24 protein-coding genes, 1 tRNA gene and 1 pseudogene are annotated in these 19,890 nt (G+C 59.3%); 18 read left to right on the top strand and 8 right to left on the bottom strand.

The genetic code is table 11. From position 1 onward, the window contains the following. Positions 1 to 26 precede the first annotated feature (26 nt). The 4 genes from OVY29_RS21985 to OVY29_RS21970 all read right to left on the bottom strand — a co-directional run bounded on the left by OVY29_RS21985 (position 27) and on the right by OVY29_RS21970 (position 5,156). Positions 27 to 1,223, bottom strand: a complete 1,197-nt coding sequence (locus tag OVY29_RS21985) for an MFS transporter (protein ID WP_313912270.1) — start codon at positions 1,221 to 1,223, stop codon at positions 27 to 29. Positions 1,224 to 1,278: 55 nt separating this feature from the next. Continuing rightward, on the bottom strand, positions 1,279 to 3,594 hold the full coding sequence (locus OVY29_RS21980) for a TonB-dependent receptor (RefSeq protein ID WP_313912269.1): 2,316 nt from the start codon (positions 3,592 to 3,594) through the stop codon (positions 1,279 to 1,281). Positions 3,595 to 3,833: 239 nt separating this feature from the next. Next, positions 3,834 to 3,910 (bottom strand) — tRNA-Arg (locus tag OVY29_RS21975). Between the two features lie 160 nt (positions 3,911 to 4,070). Further along, a complete protein-coding gene (locus OVY29_RS21970; protein WP_313912268.1) occupies positions 4,071 to 5,156 on the bottom strand; it encodes a hypothetical protein in 1,086 nt (361 codons plus the stop codon). Positions 5,157 to 5,274: 118 nt separating this feature from the next. Here OVY29_RS21970 and OVY29_RS21965 point away from each other — a divergent pair, with 118 nt between their 5' ends. The 17 genes and pseudogenes from OVY29_RS21965 (at position 5,275) to OVY29_RS21890 (ending at position 16,779) form a co-directional block, all read left to right on the top strand. Then, positions 5,275 to 6,354, top strand: a complete 1,080-nt coding sequence (locus OVY29_RS21965; RefSeq protein ID WP_313912267.1) for a DNA (cytosine-5-)-methyltransferase — start codon at positions 5,275 to 5,277, stop codon at positions 6,352 to 6,354. A gap of 248 nt (positions 6,355 to 6,602) precedes the next feature. After that, a complete protein-coding gene (locus OVY29_RS21960) occupies positions 6,603 to 6,998 on the top strand; it encodes a hypothetical protein (RefSeq protein ID WP_313912266.1) in 396 nt (131 codons plus the stop codon). Beyond that, positions 6,998 to 7,186 carry a hypothetical protein gene (locus OVY29_RS21955; RefSeq protein WP_313912265.1) on the top strand — a complete coding sequence of 63 codons (189 nt, stop codon included), beginning with the start codon at positions 6,998 to 7,000 and terminating at the stop codon, positions 7,184 to 7,186. Before OVY29_RS21960 ends, OVY29_RS21955 begins: the two co-directional genes overlap by 1 nt. Then, a complete protein-coding gene (locus OVY29_RS21950; RefSeq protein WP_313912264.1) occupies positions 7,183 to 7,578 on the top strand; it encodes an antitoxin Xre/MbcA/ParS toxin-binding domain-containing protein in 396 nt (131 codons plus the stop codon). The genes OVY29_RS21955 and OVY29_RS21950 overlap by 4 nt, the downstream gene beginning before the upstream one ends. A 937-nt stretch (positions 7,579 to 8,515) precedes the next feature. Next, positions 8,516 to 8,824 carry a single-stranded DNA-binding protein gene (locus OVY29_RS21945; RefSeq protein ID WP_313912263.1) on the top strand — a complete coding sequence of 103 codons (309 nt, stop codon included), beginning with the start codon at positions 8,516 to 8,518 and terminating at the stop codon, positions 8,822 to 8,824. Between the two features lie 18 nt (positions 8,825 to 8,842). Beyond that, positions 8,843 to 9,073 (top strand): hypothetical protein, encoded by a 231-nt coding sequence (locus tag OVY29_RS21940; protein ID WP_313912262.1) that lies wholly within the window; start codon positions 8,843 to 8,845, stop codon positions 9,071 to 9,073. 1 nt (position 9,074) lies between these two features. After that, positions 9,075 to 9,233 carry a hypothetical protein gene (locus tag OVY29_RS21935; RefSeq protein ID WP_313912261.1) on the top strand — a complete coding sequence of 53 codons (159 nt, stop codon included), beginning with the start codon at positions 9,075 to 9,077 and terminating at the stop codon, positions 9,231 to 9,233. 147 nt (positions 9,234 to 9,380) lie between these two features. Next, positions 9,381 to 10,934, top strand: coding sequence for a hypothetical protein (locus OVY29_RS21930; RefSeq protein ID WP_313912260.1), 1,554 nt, complete (start codon positions 9,381 to 9,383; stop codon positions 10,932 to 10,934). Further along, positions 10,927 to 11,226: a hypothetical protein gene (locus OVY29_RS21925; protein ID WP_313912259.1), complete on the top strand. Its 300-nt coding sequence runs from the start codon at positions 10,927 to 10,929 to the stop codon at positions 11,224 to 11,226. Before OVY29_RS21930 ends, OVY29_RS21925 begins: the two co-directional genes overlap by 8 nt. 70 nt (positions 11,227 to 11,296) lie before the next feature. Then, positions 11,297 to 12,337, top strand: coding sequence for a zonular occludens toxin domain-containing protein (locus tag OVY29_RS21920; protein WP_313912258.1), 1,041 nt, complete (start codon positions 11,297 to 11,299; stop codon positions 12,335 to 12,337). A gap of 274 nt (positions 12,338 to 12,611) precedes the next feature. Next, on the top strand, positions 12,612 to 12,776 hold the full coding sequence (locus OVY29_RS21915) for a hypothetical protein (RefSeq protein WP_313912257.1): 165 nt from the start codon (positions 12,612 to 12,614) through the stop codon (positions 12,774 to 12,776). 41 nt (positions 12,777 to 12,817) lie between these two features. Next, the gene (locus OVY29_RS21910) at positions 12,818 to 12,946 is read left to right on the top strand and encodes a hypothetical protein (protein WP_313912256.1); all 129 of its coding nucleotides are present in this window, start codon (positions 12,818 to 12,820) and stop codon (positions 12,944 to 12,946) included. Between the two features lie 588 nt (positions 12,947 to 13,534). Next, complete coding sequence (locus OVY29_RS21905) at positions 13,535 to 13,747, top strand: hypothetical protein (RefSeq protein ID WP_313912255.1); 213 nt, start codon at positions 13,535 to 13,537, stop codon at positions 13,745 to 13,747. Between the two features lie 125 nt (positions 13,748 to 13,872). Beyond that, complete coding sequence (locus tag OVY29_RS21900) at positions 13,873 to 14,094, top strand: hypothetical protein (protein ID WP_313912254.1); 222 nt, start codon at positions 13,873 to 13,875, stop codon at positions 14,092 to 14,094. Next, entirely contained in the window at positions 14,091 to 15,506 is a 1,416-nt protein-coding gene (locus OVY29_RS21895; RefSeq protein WP_313912253.1) for a hypothetical protein, read from the top strand. Before OVY29_RS21900 ends, OVY29_RS21895 begins: the two co-directional genes overlap by 4 nt. Next, a pseudogene (locus tag OVY29_RS24755) lies at positions 15,503 to 15,652 on the top strand (helix-turn-helix domain-containing protein); the annotation flags it as partial. The gene OVY29_RS21895 and the pseudogene OVY29_RS24755, both read left to right, overlap by 4 nt. Positions 15,653 to 15,672: 20 nt before the next feature. Next, positions 15,673 to 16,779, top strand: coding sequence for a site-specific integrase (locus tag OVY29_RS21890; RefSeq protein ID WP_313912252.1), 1,107 nt, complete (start codon positions 15,673 to 15,675; stop codon positions 16,777 to 16,779). Between the two features lie 106 nt (positions 16,780 to 16,885). Here the strand turns inward: OVY29_RS21890 and OVY29_RS21885 are convergent, their stop codons facing one another. The 3 genes from OVY29_RS21885 to OVY29_RS21875 are packed head-to-tail and all read right to left on the bottom strand — an operon-like array spanning position 16,886 to position 18,476. Next, positions 16,886 to 17,347 carry a DUF1178 family protein gene (locus tag OVY29_RS21885; RefSeq protein ID WP_037554185.1) on the bottom strand — a complete coding sequence of 154 codons (462 nt, stop codon included), beginning with the start codon at positions 17,345 to 17,347 and terminating at the stop codon, positions 16,886 to 16,888. 3 nt (positions 17,348 to 17,350) lie between these two features. Beyond that, on the bottom strand, positions 17,351 to 17,611 hold the full coding sequence (gene grxC / locus OVY29_RS21880) for a glutaredoxin 3 (protein ID WP_037554187.1): 261 nt from the start codon (positions 17,609 to 17,611) through the stop codon (positions 17,351 to 17,353). A 4-nt stretch (positions 17,612 to 17,615) separates the two neighbouring features. Next, positions 17,616 to 18,476 (bottom strand): ComF family protein, encoded by an 861-nt coding sequence (locus tag OVY29_RS21875; RefSeq protein WP_313912251.1) that lies wholly within the window; start codon positions 18,474 to 18,476, stop codon positions 17,616 to 17,618. A gap of 42 nt (positions 18,477 to 18,518) precedes the next feature. Between OVY29_RS21875 and OVY29_RS21870 the strand changes: the two genes are divergently transcribed. Next, entirely contained in the window at positions 18,519 to 19,370 is an 852-nt protein-coding gene (locus OVY29_RS21870; protein ID WP_313912250.1) for a methyltransferase domain-containing protein, read from the top strand. Positions 19,371 to 19,454: 84 nt separating this feature from the next. Here OVY29_RS21870 and OVY29_RS21865 read toward each other — a convergent pair whose 3' ends face one another. Then, a complete protein-coding gene (locus tag OVY29_RS21865; RefSeq protein ID WP_081932997.1) occupies positions 19,455 to 19,883 on the bottom strand; it encodes a (deoxy)nucleoside triphosphate pyrophosphohydrolase in 429 nt (142 codons plus the stop codon). Positions 19,884 to 19,890: the final 7 nt, after the last annotated feature.

Genomic DNA, 19,890 nt, shown 5'->3' with positions numbered 1-19,890 from the left:
GGAAAAAGCGGCCGGGCGGCAACGCACTATCGCTCGTCATGAACAATAGGCCGGATCAGATGGTCGAGCAGCAGCAGCACCCCGATCGCCACCGCGATAGCGAAGGGCGCGGGCCGCCACCATTGATACGCCATCGATGCCAGGATCGGCGGCAGGGTGATCGAGGCGCCGGCGATCAAGGTCGTCGCCGAGGCGATGCCGACCTGCTCCCTCGCCGCGCCGGCGAGCGACGCGGCGGCGCTGAAGCCGGGCCGCGCCAGACCGTAACCGAAACTCGCCAGCACGAACCCCAGCACCGCCGCCGCCATGCCGCCGTCGAGCGCCGCCGCGGCATTGCCGGCGACGGCGAGCGCAACGCCCCAGCGCATCATCGACAGGGGCGAAAGCGTGAGCAGCCGCACGAGCCCCCATTGCGCGAGCAGCGCCGCCACGGCGCCCGCCGTCATCGCGATGCCGATCATCTGCTGCGCGGTCATGGCGCCGCCGGGCGCGCGGTCGATGATCACGAAACCGATCGTATAGAGGTTGATCGCCTGCGCCGAGCACAGCAGCAGCCCGAAATTGAGGTGGCGTCCGATCGCCTTGCGCCGCCACACATCGGTGAGCGACGGCGCGTCGGGGTCGGGCGCGACCGCCGCGGCAGCGGGCGGCGCCTTCGGAAGCAGCCGCCACGATCCCGCCAGTGCCAGCGCGCCGAGCAAGGCGAAGCCGAGCATCGGGCCCAGCGGCCCCAAAGGCTCGATCATCATTGCGGGGGCAATCGCGGGGCCGACGATCGTGCCGAGGCTGAGCGCCCCGGCAAGGCCGGTGATCGCGCGCGTTCGCTCCGCCCCCTCGGTCCGCGCCGCGACCAGCGCCTGCGTCGCGGTCGCCGCCGCCGAACCGAGCAGGCCATAGATCGAGCGCAGCAGGGCGAAACAGCCGAAGGTCGCGAGCGGCGGCAGGATCGCGAGCAGCCCGAGCTCGACCGACAGCGCGCAGCCGCCCATCGACAATATGAAGCCGACCAGCCCGGCGCGGATATAGAAGGCCGGCCCGGCGCGCCCGATTCGAGACACCCAGAAGGGCGAGCTGACCGCCCAGGTCAGCGCCGAGACCGAAAAAATGCCAGCGACGAGGAAATCGGGGATGCGCAGCATCCGGCCGATCGCCGGCATCACCGACACGAGGCCGATATTGCCGATCGCGGTCAGAAAGGTCACCGCCCCCAGAAAAGGCAGCACCCATCGCGACCCCGTCGCGGGCGGGGAGGAAAAGGCCGACATCGGAGGGCCCCGGTCAGAAGCGGATGCGCAGCTCTCCGCCGAAGCTGCGCGGATCGCCGAACTGGCTGAGCGTCAGGATGCTGAGGTTGATCGCGCTGACCAGATATTCCTTGTCGGTCAGATTCTTGCCCCATAGCGCGACCTCGGCGGTCGTGCCGCCGCCAAGCTCGATATCGGTGAGCGCGATGCGCCCGTCGAGCAATCCATAGGACGGCATCTTCGAGAGCGGGTCGGGGGTGATCGACGAATATTGGCTGCTGCGCCAGCTATAGTTCAGCCCCGCCTCGATCCGCCCCGCGCCGACGTCGTGGCGATAGAGCGCGCCGATCTGGTAATTCCACTTCGGCACGCGCGAGAGGACATAGGTGTCGGTGACATCGGTGCCGTCGGGCAAGATGAAATCGGTATAACGCGCATCGACATAACCACCGCCGAAATTGATCGTGAAGCCGTCGACCGGGCGCAGCGTCCCCTCGACCTCGAAGCCGGTGAATTTGGCCTTGCCCGCGTTGATGATGTTCGTCGTCACCAGCGACGGCACGAACACCCCGGCCTGAAAATCCTTGTAGACCGAATGATAGACCGCGGCATTGAGGTTGAGCGCGTTGCCGAGACCGGCATATTTCATGCCCAATTCGAACGAGGTCAGCTTTTCGGGATTATAGGCCGTCATGAAGGCCGTGTTCGTCGCGGCGGTATCGTTGATGCCGCCGCTCTTGAACCCCGTCGCGAAGCGGCCGTAGACCGAGAAATCGGGCTGGAATTTATAGAGGATGTTGAATTCGGGGTTGAAGCGTTTCCACACCCCCGAATTTTCGAGCGGGATGAGGTCGGTATAGCCGATCCCGCCCGCGCCCGGCCGCGCGCCGGCGGCGGGTTCGCCGCTGCGCGTGACCGGATTGCCGTTCGCGTCACGCTCAAACACGCCCGATCCGGGCGCCGCCGGATTGGCGCGATAGGCCGAATTGGACAAGAGCAGCTCGTAGGCATGTTTCGATTCGCGCGTGTAGCGCAGCCCGACCGAGGCGGTCAGCCGCTCGTCGAGCGCCTGCGGCGTCCAGGCGAACTGGCCATAGCCGGCATAGGATTTGGACCCGCCGCCGCGTTCGCTGATGTCGAAGGCGTTGCCCCCGAACTGGAAGTTCCAGCGCGGATTATAAACCTCATAATCGTCGTTCAGATAGAAGAAGCCGAGGGTGTATTTGAAATCGCCGGCGGTTCCGATCGCCTGCAATTCCTGCGTGAACTGTTTGTAATCATTGTCGAGGATGATGCGCAAAAGGTCGAGCGGGCTGCCGTCGAAGTCGCTCGCCGACCGCGTTATCGCGGTACGCCGCGCGGTGATCGACTTCAGCGTCAGATCGCCGAGCCCCGGCTCCCATTCGAGCGTCAGCGCATGTCCGTTGGTGCGATAGTCGCTGCGAAGCGCGCTCTGCGCCCCGATCTCGCGCGTCCGTCCGTCGACGACATAGGGCGCCATCAGCGCGTTGACGAAGGCGGTCGGGCCCGATCCGGTGACCGCGGTCGCGGCGAGCTGGTTCGGCGTGCCCTTGCTGTCCGAAATGTCATAGCTGTAGAGCGCGCTGAAGCTGTCCGACGGACGCCACAAGAGGTCGGCGCGCGCCGCCCATAATTCTTCCTCGCCGAAATTCTTCCCCGTCGCCGAATTGCGGTAATAGCCGCCGTCGAGCTTGGTGATCAGGCCGACCTTGGCGCTGAACCCCGCGACCTCGGGCAGGTCGACCGAGATCCGCTGGTTGAACTGCCCCCAGCTGCCGGCGCCCGCGAGATATTGCCCGCCGAACTCGCCGCTCGGCTTGCGCGTGATCAGATTGACCGCGCCGCCGATCGTATTCTTGCCGTAAAGCGTGCCCTGCGGTCCGCGCAGCACCTCGACGCGCTCGAGGTCGACGGTGTCGAAGGCGGCACCGGTCGATTTGCCGATCGGCACGCCGTCGATATAGAGCCCCACCGGCTGGTCGCGGGCCAGACTGGTGTCGGCCGACGGCGACAGGCCGCGGATCGTGATCAGCGGACCATAGCTGTTGCCGATCGTTTCGTTGATCTGGATGTTCGGGACGACCGTCGCGATGTCGCTTACGGTGCGGACCTGCGCGCGGTCGATCGCCGCGCTGCTGACCGCGGACACCGAAATCGGCACGTCGACGAGCCGCTCCTCGCGGCGCTGCGCGGTGACGACGATATCGCCCTCGACGGGCGCGGCACTGTCCGCCGCTTCGCCTTCGGGCTCCTCCTGCGCCATCACGACCGATGAATTGAGCGCCGTAGCGGCCATGACCGCCCAAAGGGCAGTTTTGCGGAATGCCATAAGTCCTCCCTCTCCAACCGCGGCTCTTTGTGGCCGCCCATATCCGGGCTTCTTCCTGCTTGGCCCGATTACGGAGCGGGACGATAACGGACCCTCGATGGCGATAAAGCGCGCCATCGTAACTACACTGTTCACCCTTGTGGCGAATAGGAAGCCGGGCGGCGGAACCGGCGGGCAAAGCATTTCTTTGCCCGAGGCCGATTTTTCAAGGCACCCGAAACGCGCCGGTCGAACGGAAATGGTGCACCCGACAGGATTCGAACCTGTGGCCCCCAGATTAGGAATCTGATGCTCTATCCTGCTGAGCTACGGGTGCATTCCGAAAAGACGCGCTTTTCTGCGCCGTTGGCTAGATTGCGGTGACAGGGCCGTCAAGTCTGTAGAGGAACAAATGGGAAAAACGCGGCACATCACGGTACACTGACGTCACATTCAGTGGCACAGTGCCGTCGTCCTATTCAGATTCCTCTCAAGCATCACTCGAAGAGTTGCGCCCAGCCTTGTTTCGTTTTTACCTGCCTCGATGAGTCACCGATGAACTCGGCGATCTTCGTAACAACCGCTTCCCGCTTTTCGGCTGTTAGGATGACAAACAGCGAAATGACAAATTCCCGAATGTCGACGAATTGAAATGTGACGCCACGGAAAACAACGGCTCCCCCTTCAACGGCTAAGGTGGATATGTCGGTTGGTATTCGACACACGAACGTAATCACGGTGTTCGGTAAGTCCAGCTTCGCAAAAGACTCAACCGCGGCGCCGAGCCGATCTTCATCTACCTTCTTGCACGTCACCTCATACAAATTTCCGAGGGAGCCATCAGCCATGGTTTCCCATAAATCTGCAGGTTTGTTAGAGGTCGTATTAGTCCCAAACACGCTAGCCTCCACCCCTTGAAGAGGCAGGTATTGGACGTCGGTAGAACGCGCAGCGGCGACAATCGCACCGACAACCAACTGTGGCACCGCTCCTCCCTCAGGATAGGCGATGGCAAAGTTTGCTAGCTTCAACGCTATCGTCACTGGTGACAGGGTATCGAGCGCGGGAAGTTCGACATCGTATGATCCCACCTCCTCGCCGTAGGCTACGAGCCGCTGAATAAACATCATGATCAGATCATCACGATAAGCAGCATCCTCCCAGTGCCTATTTATCCGTCGGATATAATCGACTGCGGCTAGCGCAGCGTCCTCTGGATCGCGTCCCTCCGCCCACTTTTCATCTAATATTTGGACATTTTTCGCGACGTTGAGGGGCGCGCTAAAGCCGGTGGGAATTCGGTAAGTCCTTAGTACGGGCCGAATCGCTCTCTCGAAAATCCCTCTAGGCTTGATGGAATTAAATTCGGTCCCGGTATTCGTGTCCTCTCGGACATGCTTGCCCATTATCGCGGTCAGGGTAATGCCACGAAATCCGTCCGTTCGAATAGGAATAAGCCGTTCGAGCACTTTGCGTTCGGCCGGATAACGGTCCGGCTTCGGCCCATCCCCTGCTTTCGCGCGCTCGATGTATTCGACTAGCTTTTTCGAAATGAAATCATTTCGCTCAGGCGGTTTCAACACTTTCGCCCCTCCGATTCATCGGGGGGTCATGATCGAAACGCGATGAAATGTCACGATCCCTGTTGATGCGTTTTGCATTCAAGGGTACGTAGCGCGAACATTCGTAAGGGGATCGAATATGTCAGCCACGACGGTATCGTTGTTCACCGGCGCGGGCGGTCTGGATATCGGTTTCAGCCAAGCCGGGTTTCAAACGGTCTGGGCGAATGATTTAAATTCAGATGCTTGTGCCACTTTCGAGTTGAATCATGGCGCTGGCATTATCCATTGTGGTGAATTGCAGCAGCACCTTCCCAAGCTGAAAAAGTTGGCTTCTCCCGACGTACTTATCGGTGGACCTCCATGCCAAGGGTTCAGCGTGGCGGGCTATATGGATATGAATGATCCTCGATCGGAGTTGGTCTTCACGTACATGAAGGCACTCCGCATTTTGAAGCCACGCGCGTTTGTTTTGGAGAACGTAAAAGCGCTCGCTACCCTAGAAAAATTCCGGCCAATTCGAGAACGGCTGCTACGCGAAGCGAGGGCAGCTGGATACGATGCGGAATTGGTGGTGGTCCGCGCATCCGATTTCGGCGTTCCCCAGGCCAGAGAGCGTATGCTCATCGTTGGCTTCCAAGATCAGGCCGCCAGCGATTTCGTTGGGCACCTAGAAACACAGCGTGAAGTGGCGCCTAAGCTGAGAGATGCCATCGCGCACCTCGGCCGGGCCGGGAGTGCAACCAACGCGCGAGTGTGCAAAGCGAAAATCACGTTCGCAGCGCGGCCGATCATGCGAAACTCGGCATACGCGGGAATGCTGTTCAACGGCCAAGGTCGTCCACTGGACCCCGATGGATATGCGTCAACATTGCCGGCATCGATGGGGGGAAATCGCACCCCTATTTTGGATGAGGAACAGCTGTACGGCGATGGCAAGGCATGGGTTGAAGAATATCACGCCGGTCTCATTCGCGGCCGCAAGGTGGTGCCGGGTAAAGCGGTGCCGTCACGGCTTCGTCGTTTGACGATTGACGAAGCTGCCGTAATTCAAACATTCCCTTCTGATTATCGCTTTGTTGGGCGCAACTCATCCGTCTACGCCCAGATCGGTAACGCCGTCCCGTCCGAACTTGGGCGGCGAATTGCAAATTCGGTCAAAGCAGTTTTAGACGGCTATCGATCGAACTCGATACATTCAGCAAAGCTCGTGGCCTAAGCTGTAGTCGATCACCCGGTTTTTCCGGTGCGAAGTTGATTGGGGCGGCTGGAGGCCCGAGCCGGCGATCCAGATACGAGCTTTTCAGCGCGTTGCAGATGTCTAACCTACTAAAAAGCAGGCGTGTAAATCCGGGCGATCCCGATGTGTTCGTCTAACCTTTTTTCGGTCAATTTTTATGCTACATTGATCACATGAAGACCAAGGCCAAAGAAGATGTCCCAGGCGGCTGAAATCGATCTGGAGTCATGAGTGAGGCCGGCAGCACGTTTCTCCATGCATTGCGAGCGGCCCTCGCGCCAGTTCTTGATGAGCAGCGAGCCGTTTGGGAGCGTGAGGGTCCAGCAGCGGACGCACGGGCGGCGGCGCTTGGGATCGTTTTCGACGAGATTGGTGGCAATTGTCCGCTTCAGGCAGAAGGTTCATTCGACCAGCAGCGCTTCTATTTTCGCGCACGCTACAATCGCTGGCGATTTCACGCTTGGACTGGTTCCGAGCACTATCTAGACGCGGAAAATCGTGATGAGTGGGTCGTCGAGCGTGCGTATGGGACCGATATGTTCGATGCCGGCTGGATGCATCAACATGAAGCAATCCATTTCATTTGCGACAGCGTCGAAGAATATCGTGCGCAGCAGTTGTGATGATCGATTTTAGAATCATAGAGCGTCTTTCGTCCCGCTTTGCCTCGCCGGCGATCGCAAAGGCTTACTATCGATCCGAGCCGCTGCCTGGCTTGACCGGACTGACGGCTCAGCAGTTGGTGGACGCAGGTCGCGGCGATGAAGTTCTTGAATTCATCGATGCTGTGGACGCTGGCATCTACGCATGACGAAGACAGAAGGCGATGGAGATACTGCTGCCCAGGGTGGCGCCGCCTATCGCACCTTCGCGATCATCGCCGAGGAATGGCAGCTGAACGTCGACGAGCAAATGCAGCTGCTCGCAATCAGCGACCGCCATCTGTTTGACGATCTGAAGGCCCGCACTGCAGCTCACGAACGTGTCGAGGTGCCCTCCGCGATCCTCGAGCGCCTTGGCTGCGTTCTCTCAATTTATGCGTCGCTGCGTATCCTTTCCCTCGACGATCGCGCGGCCGATTGGCTGCGTGGACCATATCACGCGCCGCCATTCGAAGGCCGCGCGGCACTTGATCTCATGTGCAGCGATTTCGCCGAACTGAGTGAGGTGGTAAGCTTTCTGCTCGCAAAGCGCCAATATTGAAGCGCGATTTGGCGCGGGGTGTTTGGCGCACCCGCGCCGCAGCCGAATCTGTCGCAACAGCATCTGTAGCGCCGCCATTATCGCGGCGATCAGGCGCAGATGCAACAGCTGGCTCCCGGGCGCTTACCAAGATCAGCAGATTGCGCCCAGGCTGTTGATCTCGGTGAGAACGGGCTTCCAACGTGTTATCAGAATCGTGCGCGAAACGTCATGATTCACCGCTGCATCAATTCATAATCGCCACTTGAGGCCAAATTTTTCGCGGAAATTAGCCGATTTCATGCTCGCCTGGATGCGGGTGCATTCGCAAGAGACGCGATTCCGATAACACATTTCAATTCGCAACTAACGTGTTATCAGAATCGCGCACAAAACGGGCTGATGCGTCATCGTATCAATCGATAATCGCTGCCTGAGGCCACATTTTCGGCGGAAATGCGTCGATTTGCATCCTGACACGGATACAGATTTTCTGGTCAGAGCCGCAAATCTAAAAGTACGTTGGTGCGTTTTGATAACACGTTTCAATTCGCAACTTCTGCCAAGCTTACCAAGATCAGCAGTCAACGTACGACGGTTCGGTACAGGCCCGCCATAAATTGCGAAATTTGGCCGATCTTTCTGGGCGTCTAATGGCCTGAAAATTAACGTGATATTCGCCCCTAGCGCTCGATTTTGGCCGATCTTTTGGCCGATCTCTGAGACACATTATCGATGTTCGCCGTGGCTTCCTCGTCTATCGATACAAGATCAGCAGAGCCAGCGCACCTTCGTCAGCAGCGACATGCGCCATGTAACCTTGCGGCCTGATGCTGCTCCAGAAAAATAATGAATAAAATAGTGTACGAAATATATATTATTTCTGAACGTTGACTCAATAGATTGATCACAATATTTTTCTCTTATCGAAGTTAATCGCGTCGATAGGAGAAATTTGGTGACAAAGGCATTTATTGAAGTTCGTGAAGACTCGCGCGATCGTCTCTATCATAAGAGCGGAACGAGCAAGAAAACTGGCAAGGCATACGATTTCTACGAGCAGGAAGTGTTCGTTCACACGCCGCGCGGCGAGGTGAAGCGTCATTCGGTGACGATCAACAGCGAAGCAGATGCTTATGCGCCGGGGCGCTACGCGGTGTCGGCCGACAATATCGACGTTGTGAAGGTTGGCGGATTTGACAAGATCGGCCTGTTCAAGATCGAGCTCGTTCCGCTGAGCGCTGCAGCTCTGAAGGCAGCCGCTTAATCGTTCGGCAGACGCGCGATGAAAATTCTCGCCTGCGTCCCTGTCGAAGAAATTCCGGAGGGTTCGCCCTCTGGGGCAGATGCATCGGTGTGCGGGCCTTCTTCGTCCCTCGTACAAGTCGATGCATCGGCGATCGCTCTGGCTGGAGATTCTATCCAGGCGACGTTCGCTTTGGGCGGATCGTTCCTTGGCGTTGCGATCTTAGCCTATTTCATCGGACGAGGAGTCTCTCTGTTGAAAGTCTTTTAATATGGATCCTATTGCCCTGCCGGGTGTCGATGCTCAAGAGCTCGCCGGCTACATCGCGGCCTTGGTGGCAATTCTTGCCACGATCGGCGCGGCTGCTTTCACGCTCAAGATCGGCGAAAAGTCGATTGTTGTCGTGAAGCGCATCTTGAATAAATTCTGATCTACCTCCTGGTTGGAATTCGATGTGCTTGAAGGGGCTGGCTTCGAGGTGGTTGCCAGCCCCTTCTTTCTAACGGGAGGCTGATATGCTCGCCGCTCTTCTGCTCGCAAATCTTGTTTGGATGTCTTTTTTGGCGGGCATCCGCTCATGAAGCGAACGTCTTTCGGTCTTGCTGCTGCGTTCGTCTTCGCGGCCTCGGCCCCATCTGCAGTGTTTGGTCAGGCTCTTCCTTCACAGCCAGGCACGATTCCGATTCCATCGAAGTCGCCGGCTATCGACCCATATGCGCCTCGAGCTCAGGTGCGCGTTGCAACAATCGCCGCAAACGACAATATGCTTCGTGGTTTGGGCAAATCAGCGGGCGCCCTTGGTGACGATCTTCGATTGATCGTGTCGGCTGAGGAAGCGTCAGCGCGTCAGGCTCGCTATATCCGAGGCGTTTCGGCAGCACTGGCTGGTGGAGGCATCGCGGCGAGCAATAGCTACCTCTCTCGTCTCGGCCGCATCGGCAAGAGGTTCAAACCGCTTGGAGCGCTTCTTACGATCCTTTCCCTTGGTGGCGTAGCGTACGATCTTCTTAAGACGAGCGACTCCGACACTGGTCATTCATATCAGCACAACTCGGCGACGGTCGACGCTCCGAGCTCATCCTACAGCGGCCAAAAAGTTTGGAGCGATCGCTTCATCGATGGAGCAAAATACGGCCCCGGCCCGTCTACCTCAGCGATGCCCGGCGTCGCGTTTCCGGTCGGTCGAGTGTTCATTGTCCCTGCCCCCGCGTCGGGACAGAACTTCATTGATGGATTCGCCTATTATCTGGTCGTTCCAGTCGACCAATCTACGCCGGTTGGCCAAGCTAACGGCAATGTCACTTGGGTGAGCGTATATCCAGACGGCAAGAAATACAGGGGCTATTATGCACCGCATTTGGCTTCGTTTGGAGATGGTCGATATAATTCAGGCGTTGCGAAATGGGAGCAGAGTCCCGGAGAGCCGGGCTGGTATATCTACCGTGCTCCGACTGATGACGCGCGTCTCGATCCGAACACGCTATCGCCAGTGTTTGCTGCGACTGCGACCGCTGCCAGCTCTTCAAGCCCTGTGCCGCCGGAATTTCTCGATGCGCCGGTGACCGCCAGCGCTATCATGCCTCTGGTCGAAGCTGGTCTCGAGGCGGCTGGCCTGAGCGCGTCTGAATCACAAAAGCAACAGTTGGCTGCAACGGCTGCCGTTGAGATGAAAGGAAGGGACCTGAACGAGGCCCCTGATGTCAACGTCTTCGTTACACCGGCAGCTTCGCCGCTTGGTTCATATGTTCCCCAGTCGGCGCATGATGCGGCATCTCAGCCATCGACGCCATCGGTCCCAGGTTCCAATCCGGGCTCTCCAGAGACGCCTGGCGGTGGATCAACAAAGGTCGATCAGGATTTTCAGGTTGAAGATCCGGGCGACATGCCTGCGCTTCCGACGATCGATATCGGATCGTTCACGTACAACCCCGGGACGTGTCCAAATCCTTCGATGGATTTTCGGCTGAGCAATCCAGCGGCGAATTCTATTCGTGAAAAGATGGGCCTCCCGGACGTCGCAACGTTCGACATTTGCTCCATCATGGAAGACTGGGCCGGCTTCTTTCAGCCCATTTTCTTGATGATTTGGACCGTCATGGCCTTTCGTATCGCACGAGGTGGAAATGGGTAAAATTATACTCGGGATAGCGGGAACCAAAGCACTGTCGCTCGGCATGACCTTTGCGGGAATCGTGTTTCTCCTGGGGCTCCTGCCGCTGATTTTCTCTTTCATCCCTGGGTTTGGCTACGAAGAGGGGAAGATCACTTTCAACATTTTGCAGCCGTTGACCGGTGCGCTTGCGAATGCGCCGGCGATGCTTCGATACTGGATCCATTATACAAAAATGGATCTTGGCCTCAGCATGTGTGCGACTGCCGCTGTCACCAATTTGATCTGGCAAGTCGTTAAGTCTGCAAAATAAATTCGAGCTCTGGGGGGTAGGAGCCACTGCACCGCAGCTCCCAGAGATCGAATTTTTAGGGTTCATTACCGTGCAATATTTCATCTTTGGCCCGTCGGGTTCCGGAAAAACAACTGAGGCCTACAGCCAGTTTATCTGGCCCGCTCTCCAGCCCATCGAGGTTGCAAAGGGTGACGCGCCATCGCTTTGCAGCCGCCGCAAGGTGTACGGCAATGTGCCGCTGAATCTCGACGTGATTGCCGATGTTCTGGGCTTCGAGCCGGATTACACATATGTCTCGCCTGAGGAGTTTCGCGATCCGCTCAGCTGGCCGGTTGTCGTCAATGGTGAGGTTGTGCCTGGGAAGGTCTTTGGTAACGGCGGCCTCATCGTAATCGATGAATGTCACGACATCTTCTCTAATCGCAGCCCGCTAAATCCTCGTATTTTGTCTTCTATATCGATGCAGCGCCATTTCTCCGACGAGAACGCCCACGGCATCGATATCGTTTGGATCAGTCAGACAAAGCGCAAGTTTCACTCTGATATTCGGGAAAATGGCGAGGCATATTACAAGGTTTATCCCCGCTCCGAGCTCGGAAAGGCAGACGAGCACGTCCTGTCGATTTACTCGAGCTGGGATTGTCGTAAGGATGATATGGGCGCAGCGCCGCGCGTCATTCCTCACGACAAAACTATTTATCCTCATTATCGGTCTGTTGCCCAGGGTGTTGCCGGTAGAAAAATCATAGACGAAAGAATTAAGGCTCTGAGTCTGAAGCATTGGCTGATGCTCGGACTTATTCCTCTTTCTTTTTCGATGGTTGGTATTGCGCTTTACTACTCTTATCGTATGCTATCTAATCCAGTATCGTCCAATTCTACTTCTAAAAAACTCACACCAAGTGGAAAGAATAATGATCGGAAATTTCAAGACGCTCCTCGCATCATCATTGGTGGTGATAGCTACTGTATCAGCACTGACAGTGATGGGCTCGCCCGCGTCATCGCAGCAGCCGGCTCCGACGTCGCCACCTCCGACGGATCGGCCGAAGCTAGCTGTGACCGACGTTCAGCTGACGGGGACGGGAAAACTTTCGCAGTGGGTGGCATTGATATCTCGGGTCGATAAGGCGCCAGCGGTCATTTGTAACGATATCAGCATTTCACTCTCTGGGTCCGTGAGCAGTCATGCGCAGCTGGCGAGTATTTTGCGGGCTGCAGGCGTCGACGCTGTCGGTCCCGGTCCTTGGAGGTATAATTGCGCCTCAGGGCCCGCAGGGGGCTCAGCAGCGCTTGAAGGGGCATCTTATCATGCGTCGGGTGCGGTCCCGTCAGAGCCGCCAGCTACAGTCGAGCCACGGCCGGTTTCGATCTACGAGAGCTTCGCAGAAGATGGAGATAGCATGGTTGATCGACTTGCAGCGCGTGGATTTGAGCCGATGGGCTGCATCGATGGAGGTGCAGGTGTTGTGAAGGTTGCAATGAAGAGCAATCAGCGCACGATTATGGTTACATTGGCGGAGGTGAAGCGATCGAAGATCGCGGCGCTGGTGAAGTGCCGGCTTTAGCGATTGCAGGGGCCGATCGCGCGAGGATAAGGAGAAAATAGATGATGACGAACGTTGAAAATGGCCTGATGATCGCGAAAATTTCGGTCGGGATTGGGTTGACGTGTTTCGCAGTGTACAAATTGGGTCCGCCGCTCATCGCGTTTTTTGATCTTGTGTCGCGGGTCTGACGGCCCAGATTCATCTGGGGCGCGGTCCTTTTTCGTCCGTGAATTGGCCGCTGACGCCACTGGCGCGAAACGCTGTAACTGCATGAAATTACGAGATAAAAGGCGCTTTAGGTTTCAGGCAATTTTGGCCGAAATTCGCCGCAGCCGTAGAAAAAGTAATAAATTTTCGATGTTGGCATTGACCGCACTGTTCCCGATTCGTATCTTGTGATTGTCAGGTCGGATACTAAAAACGACGGCACCTGATTGCGCCGCGTAGCAAAGATCGCGGAGGCTCACAGGCAGCCAAAACCTGTGGTTCTGGGCGGTGACGTTCCAGTCGTATCAAAGACTCGCCATGCTCCTTGGATCGGGATCAAGTGTGGGAGTTGGGGCCCGCGGCCCTGTGAAATCGCGTGGATAAGACGACTATCCTCGCCAACGTCCGGCAAGAACAGCTCACCATGTGAGTATGGGTGCGCGGGTAGAGCGTGTGGTGAGTAACGGTGCCGGGTCTGTCCGACAGTAACGAAAGCGGGGCGTAATGCGTCTTCTGCTTCTGGTTGCGCGAGCCGAGAAAGACGCTGCCCTTTTTCGGCGGTATTTACGATGTCTCTTTCCGAACTTTTTGAAAACGTCATGACGCGGCGCGATGTCGTTGCGTGTTATTACGTTCGAGCTGCTAACTCGCTGATCATCACCGGTGCTGGACCCACGAGCGCCGGGGCGATGATTCTTGATGATCGCGGTCATCTTGTCGCTGTCCGTGCAACGAAGCGCGAGGCGTTGGCTGTTCTCGGCTGCAGCAACAACAACAACTAAAAGGCGGGCAGCCTCGCGGCCGCCCGCCCCGACAAGCTCATGCGCGCTCGTCTGTCGCGTGACCGCTTTAGCGTGAGCTCGTCGCCTCGGCAACGGCCCGGCTGTCCCTGTCCAGGGGACGCTTCATGTTATCTTCTTACATTCGTCTAAGCGCGCGTTTCTTTGTGCAGATTTGCACCATTTTTGTCCTGACGTTTCTGCTCATGTGTCTCTGCGGAGCTGAAGATGTTTCAACGCTCTGGCCTTTTCGTTTGGCAGCAATGGCAATCTTGGCTGCGATTTTTGCTTCCATCTTTGCGCTCATTGCGGTGGTCTTGCTGGCGCTTGAGCCGGAGGCCGGTCGATGAGGCGCGCTCCAACGCCAGCCGGCAATCTTGCCATCAGCCGCGAAGCGGCCTTGGTAGAAAGAAGTAGCAGTGTTGCCAAACCTCTCTCTTTGCTTCGCCGCGCAGCGGCAAAGGTGCTCAAAGGCAATGCTCCGCGCACTCAGGAAGAACGGGATGACGCAGATGGAGCCGGTAGCTGGTATCCTGTTTGCGCATGCACTCAGAGCCACCATCGTAACGCTAGTTCGGTGACTGCTCTGCAGCGCGCGTCCGGCGCAAAAACTTGGGCCGGAATTATGACCTGCGGCAGCGTGTGGCTATGCGCAACATGTGCACAGAAGATCGAAAAAGTGCGCGGCGACGAAGTCTGCCGTCTGATTGAGACGGCACGCGCTCGCGGAATGATCGTTGTCATGATGACGCACACATTTCCCCACAAAATTGCAGACTCTTGCAAAGATTCAATGGATGGTCTTTCCGAGGCACTTCGCAAAATGCGCCAACGAGGCGGCTATCAGCGCTTTCGCAAAAGCCTTGGATTTGTAGGCCTCGTTCGCAGCACTGAAGTGACCTATGGCTTCAATGGCTGGCATCCTCACGTTCACGAACTCTGGGTGCTCGATCCGGTTGAGTCGTCAATCGCCATTACCGATCTCGGCCAGACGAACCTTGAGGAACTGATCGCTTGCAAGGTATTCCCGCAATGGGAGGCAGCGGCGCGTGCGATCTTCGGTGAAAATCGTGCACCCACACGCGCGCATGGGTTGGATGTTTCCCTTGTTTGGTCGGCGAATGACTATTTGGCAAAATGCCCGGACCGCGTGGCTCGGCTTAACGAGGCTGGCAAAACGCGTTGGGGGGCCGATGCTGAAATGACAAAAACGACGGCTAAAAAGGGCCGCCGGGGTAGCAGGACTTTTTGGGACATCCTACCGATCGCGGCCGGCGAAGGCCCATCATTTGATGAGCAAAAGTCAGCAAAACAGTTTGCTCTTACTGTCGAGCACGCACGCCACCTCGTTCTTGATTATGCTCGTGGGACGTGGCGCAAGCGGCGCATGTACTGGACCCCAGCCCGTACGACCAAGGACGGCTATGTAGAAGGGTTGCGCCATCGGTTCGATATCGGAGAAGAACTCACCGATGAACAGATCGCGGACGGCGAACTTCCTATGACGGGTCTTCAATCGAAAGAGGAACTTAAAAAGCGTGATCCAGTCGTAGCAGCAGTTGAGTTTTGCATTTTCTCCCTTGCTGGGCTTGGTCGTCCATATCTTGCGGACCTTCTCGACCGTGCGGCCGGATCGCATTCCATCATTGATATCGCACGTGGTGACGGCTGGCAGCTTGAGCGCCTGGCCGACCATCCGGATGGATACAGGCGGTTCTCTGCCATCCACAGTTTCGCTCGGGGCGGAGGGCGACTTCAATGACCGCTCACCTCATGAAAGCATCTGATGCGGCCGCCCATCTCGCTGTCTGCGTGCGGACCCTGCGCAAGCTGCGACAGGAAGGCCGAATTGACTATGTGAAGGTCGGTGATTCCATCCGATACTCCATTTCTGACCTTAACCGATTCATTGACGAAAGCAGAACCCGATGCGCCTCTATCAAAGGCCCAACTCGCCATATTGGTGGCTCGACGTCACGATCAACGGTCAGCGACATCGCGTCAGCACGGAACAAACGGCAAAGCGAGAGGCGCAAAAATCAGCTGACCGGATAATCGAGCAACTCTCGAAAGCTCCTAACCGATCAAAGGAAATCTGGACGGTCGGCGAATCTTTGACCTCTTGGTGGGAAGAGCACGCCAAGCACACCGCGAGCGCGGATGCGATATGGTCGAACATTGAAAATCTCGACCGCTGCCTCAATTGCAAAGTGCGCGTCGATCGCCTCACCAATGCGTTGCTGATGGATTTTCGCGCGAAGCGACGGGGCGAACCGGCCTGGCGGAGCGGCAAGGAAGATAATCCCGATAGTCCATTTGTTTCAGCACAAACGGTGAATCGCGATCTCGCCTATCTCCAGGCGGCACTCAACCATGTGGCGACTATCCACTTGCAGCCAGTCGCTGACATCGCCTGGTCAAAACTCAAGGTTCGAGAAAAGGAATGGCGCATTCGCTTCCTGTCGGCCGACGAATATACTGCGCTTATAGATGCGCTACACCCGGCTATGCGACCAATGGTGGTGGCTGCTGTTACCACTGGATTGCGCCGGGGCAAGCTGCTCGCGATGCAATGGCATCAGGTCGATCTCAAAGGCCGCACGATCACTATACCGACCAATAAGAGCGGACGGCCTAACATCGTCCGCATAACTGCTCCATTGCACGAGGAGCTGGAAGCGATGCGCAAGGCTCAAGCGATTGACCCAACCACTGGTGAGGCGCGCATACCGACCGGTAAAGTGTTTGATACCACCAATTACAAACGCCGCTGGTACGCCGCTGTGAAGGCGGCGCAGCTCGAAGATTTCAAATTCCACGATCTCAGGCACACGTTCGGAAGCTGGGCGCGCAAAGCGGGCGCCGATCTCCTCGCGATCCGCGAGGCTATGGACCACAGCAATATCGCCATGACGATGCGCTACGCCCACGTAGATCCCGACACCGAAATCACGGCGTTTGACAGAGCGGCAGCCACTTTACGGCACACTGGACGGCACACGGTTAAGAAAAAGCATGCAAAAACAACTCACTAATGCGATTTTCGCTCAGATTAGGAATCTGATGCTCTATCCTGCTGAGCTACGGGTGCGCCGCCGCTCGTTTAGCGGCGGAGCGCGCGGAGCGTCAATCGGGCTTGGATCAATTGGCCGCTTCGGGCGGCACGATCGGCACCAGCAGGGGCATCGCGGCGATCCCGTCGTCGCGAAGCGCTTCCGCCTCTTCGGGCGAGGCCTGGCCGTGGATCAGGTCCTCGGCGGCGCGGCCTTCGTGCATCGCGCGGGCGGCATCGGCAAACTCGCGGCCGACCCAGCGCGATTGCGGCAGCATTTCGGCCTGTTTTGCCGCGATGCCAGCGAGCAGCTTGCGCACCAGTTCGGGGCCGGGTTCGGGCTCCGCCGCTGCCGAAACCGGCGCGATCGAGGCCTGATTGGACTTCGCACCCACGCGCGGCGCCATCACCGCCTTCTTCACCGCGCTGTCGCCGCAGACCGGGCACGCGATCAACCCGCGCGCCTGCTGGTCGGCAAAGCTGTCGCTGCTTGCGAACCAGGCTTCGAACCGGTGATCGCCGGCGGCGCAGCAAAGATCGAACACGATCATGGGTCAGGCGGCTCCGATCAGCGCGTCGAGTTCGCCCTTCGCGTCGAGCGCGGCGAGGTCGTCGCTGCCGCCGACATGCTTCCCGTCGATGAAGACCTGCGGCACGGTGCGCCGCCCGTTCGCGCGTTCGACCATCGCCTCGAACCCCGCGCGGTCCATCGTCACGTCGATTTCGCGAAAATCGGCGCCCTTGCCGCCCAGCAGCATCTTCGCCCGCGTGCAATAGGGGCAGAAAGCCTTCGTATAAACTTCGATCTGGGCCATGCGGCTATCCTGTCGTCCTTTCGCTGTGCATATCGGAATCCAACGAAGCAAAGTCAAATATGTTGCCCCCGGCCGCGTCCGGAACGACGCGCGCCCAAGTCAGCGCCGACACGCGCGAGGCACCGCTCCGCCGCAGCACCCGCGCCGCGGCGCGCAGCGTCGCCCCGCTCGCATGAACGTCGTCGACCAGCACCAGATGCCTGCGCGCCGCGCGCGCCTTGGCACCCGGCGCCAGCGCAAAGGCGCCGGCGACGAAGCGCTCGCGCTCCTTGCGTCCCTTGCCGCGGAGCGATGCGGTCGGCTTGACGCGGAGCAGCAGATGATGGTCGCGCGGCGCGCCGGTCAGCCGCGCCAGTTCGTCGGCGAGCAACGCGGCCTGGTTGAACCCGCGCGACCAGAGCCGCCAGCGGTGCAAGGGCACCGGAACGAGCAGGACCGCGTCGATGTCGCCCGCCGCGACGAGGCGGCGCGCCATCAGCCGCGCCATCAGCCGCGCGTGCCCGGTCCGCCGCCCATATTTGAGCCGCAGCGCGACGGTGCGGGCGACCGGGCCGTAGACGAGCGCCGCCGGCGCGCCGTCGAATGGCGGCGGCTCGGCCAGGCAAGCGCCGCACGCCAGTGCTCCGCCGGGCGCGGCGGTCGGTAGAGGAATCGAGCAATGCGCGCACGCCGGCTCGCTCAGAAAATCGAGCGACGACCAGCAGGCGAGGCAGAATTGGCGGTCGTCGCCGACGATGACACCGCAGCCTGGGCAACGCGGGGGCAACGCATAATCGACGATTGCGCGCCCGATCGCGCGCAGACCGCCGAACCATGCCGCGGCCCTCTCGCCCGTTTTTTCGGCTTCCCCCGTCGTCCTTGCCATAGGCGGGTTGTGAAGCATCGCCCGGGACGGCACAAGCGGCGCATGTCGCAATCCCCGCGCCCGCTCTTCTCGCCCGCCCGCCACCGTGCCCAGCGCGACCGTATGGCGCGCCTGCCCGCGACCGCCAATTTCCTCGCGCCGATCATCGCCGAAACGCTGCTCGACCGGCTGACGATGGTGACGCGCGAATTTTCGCGCACGCTGCTCGTCGGCGCACACGACGCGGCGCTGACCGATCGGCTCCGCGGCACCGGCACCGACCTCACGATCATCGAAGCGGCGCCGGGGCTCGCAAGCCGGACGGCGGCGATCGCGGTCGAAGCCGACGCGGTCGATCTGCCATTCGGCAGCTTCGACCTCATCGTCTGGCCGGGCGGGCTCGACAGCGTCAACGACGTGCCGGGCGCGCTCGTGCGGCTCCGCGCACTGCTCGCACCGGACGGCCTGCTCCTCGGCGCCTTCGTCGGCGACGGCAGCCTGCCGCGCCTGCGCCGCGCGGTGATGGCCGACGGCGTACGGTCGATCGCGCGGCTGCATCCCCAGATCGACCTGGCCGCGATGGGCAATCTGCTCCAGCGCGTCGGCTTCGCGCTTCCGGTGGTCGACGTCGAGGCGCTGACGGTGCGCTATAGCGAATGGTTCGCGCTCGTGCGCGACCTGCGCGCCGCTGGCCTGTCGAGCCGCCTCACCCCCGCACCGCCGCCGCTGACCGGCGACGAAGCGGCGCGGATCGCCGCGGCGTTCGCGGCGCAGGCCGAACCCGACGGCCGCATCGCCGAAAGCTTCCGCATCGTCCATTTCAGCGGCTGGGCGCCGCATCCCGATCAGCCGCAGCCCGCGCGGCGCGGCAGCGGCACGGCCTCGCTGGCGGAGGCATTGAAGCCCAAGGAATGAACGTCGCCCCCGCGCAGGCGGGGACCAATGGAGGGTTAGCGCAAGGCCGATGGCGGCCCCCGCCTGCGCGGGGCGACGCCTTGTTCAGATCAGCGCCTCGATCAGCCCGATCAGCGGCGCATCGGCGGGCGGCATGTCGAGGCCGTGCAACTCGACCGGGCGCACCCAGCGCAGCGCGCTCGCATGCTGCGCGATCGGCGTTCCGCGCCATTTGCGGCAGACGTAAAGCAAAAGCAGCAGATGCCTTTCACCAAGCATGTCACTCGCAAAGCAGGCGGGCGCAAGGCAGGCATGGTCGACGTCGATCGCCAGCTCCTCCGCGAGCTCGCGAATCAGCGCCTGCTCTGGGGTTTCGCCGGGCTCGAGCTTGCCGCCCGGAAATTCCCACAATCCAGCCATCGCCAGCCCTTCGGGACGCTGTTGGACGAGCAGCCTCCCATCGCGGTCAACCAGCGCCGCAGCAACGACGACAAGCGATGTTTTTGGCGGTTTTCCGGGGATAAGCGCGGACAAATTGTTA

It is taken from the genome of Sphingopyxis sp. SE2 (assembly GCF_032227185.1).
Lineage (GTDB): Bacteria > Pseudomonadota > Alphaproteobacteria > Sphingomonadales > Sphingomonadaceae > Sphingopyxis.
The sequence above is the reverse complement of the archived record's forward strand: the minus strand, read 5'-3'. Positions and strand labels throughout refer to the sequence as shown.